Origin of the sequence: Methanoregula sp. (assembly GCF_002835825.1) — an archaeon.
Classification (GTDB): domain Archaea; phylum Halobacteriota; class Methanomicrobia; order Methanomicrobiales; family Methanospirillaceae; genus Methanoregula.
Genome location: NZ_PIZH01000549.1, coordinates 1 through 1,377 on the forward strand (window position 1 = coordinate 1; position 1,377 = coordinate 1,377).

2 protein-coding genes are annotated in these 1,377 nt (G+C 53.6%); both read left to right on the plus strand.

From position 1 onward, the window contains the following. Positions 1-87 (plus strand): YHS domain-containing protein (locus CW742_RS13200; RefSeq protein WP_292421135.1); only part of this gene is annotated, 87 nt, incomplete at its 5' end. Between the two features lie 275 nt (positions 88-362). Then, a complete protein-coding gene (locus CW742_RS13205; RefSeq protein ID WP_292421133.1) occupies positions 363-1,376 on the plus strand; it encodes a hypothetical protein in 1,014 nt (337 codons plus the stop codon). Position 1,377 lies beyond the last annotated feature (1 nt).

Sequence of the window (1,377 nt, forward strand, 5' to 3'; positions counted from 1 at the left end):
AGCGAGTACAACGGGAAAAAGTATTACTTCTGCGCCCCGGGCTGCAAGAAGAAGTTTGACGCTGACCCGGCAAAGTACGCTGCGTAATCCGGGCTTTCTCATCCGCGCGATTGCGGATAGTCCCCCGTATTTTCTTTTTTGTTGTTCTGACCCGGCGAATCCCGGGAGAGAAGTGCCCGGCAACAGGTTCCCCAAACTGGTGACCAGCGGGATGCCAGGCAGGGATGGTGACGTGGCATTTCCTTGCAAGAGTTTATCGTTTTTTTCGCCGGGATGTGTATATTATAAATGCACTGGTACGAACAATTGTAATAACCACAGATCCTTGGGACGGCGTTCGGATCCGCCCCGGTGATTATCCCATGAAAACCGAGATGCCCTTATCCAAGCCTATCCGGCGGATCCTTGTCCATACCGAAGAGATGCTCGACACCGAAGTGTCGCTCCTGCGCCAGCCCGAAGCCGAACCCGGGGGCACGCTTGTCGACAAGTATACCTACGATATCGATTCCAATGTCATCATCTTCCCGGCGCAGTATGTCGGGCTCCTGAAAGACTTCGTCATCGCCAAGCACTGCACGCATCTCTTAATTAAGGGCGCAGCGGCAAAGAAGGGCGATTACAAGGTCTGCTCCTATACCGCCGATTCGGTCTTTTCCGGCATGCGGCAAATCTACTTCGATGCCCTAAAGGACGAGGCAAAAAAGGAGAACAAGCTCCCGGTCCAGAAACTCCTCCAGATGCTCTTCATCCTCTTCTCGCACTTCAACGACGACATCAACGAGATCCCGTGGAACGCGATCATCAACGCGGACGTGTATCACCGGATGACGAAGATACGAAAGACCCAGCTCTACCACATCATGAAAGAGAGCAAGAACGACATGGACGAGATGATGGAGCAGGAGTCCATTGTCCCGCGCCGGTATTTCGTCCTCAACAAAGCGATGTTCTATGCCCGCGACATGTATCTTGCAAAGACGCTTCCGGCAGACGAGCTGATGCCGGTCTTAAACATCCCCCAGATGAAGAAGTTCAACCACCTCGAGGTCAAGGAGATGCTGACCACCCGGTGGACGCACACGGCATGGTACCAGTCCAAGGTCTTTGGCGACAACATGCTCTCCATCATCGAAAAGCCGCTGGGGCCGGTGAACTGGAAGGAAGAACCCACGCTCGATTATTACTATGACCTGTACAAGGTCGGGAAACTCTTGACCGACAACCTGATCGGGTACATGACCATGCGGGACTGGTTTGTCTGGGAGCCCCCTAAACACCTGCTCGATGCCCACGACCACAAGGCAGAGTACGAGAAGGATGCACTGAAACGGATCTTCGGGGATCTCATCACCGATACGCTGGAGGGATCATAAT

Excerpts from the sequence above, each read along its gene's own strand:
- CW742_RS13205 (WP_292421133.1), top strand. The coding sequence starts at position 363 with ATGAAAACCGAGATGCCCTTATCCAAGCCTATCCGGCGGATCCTTGTC.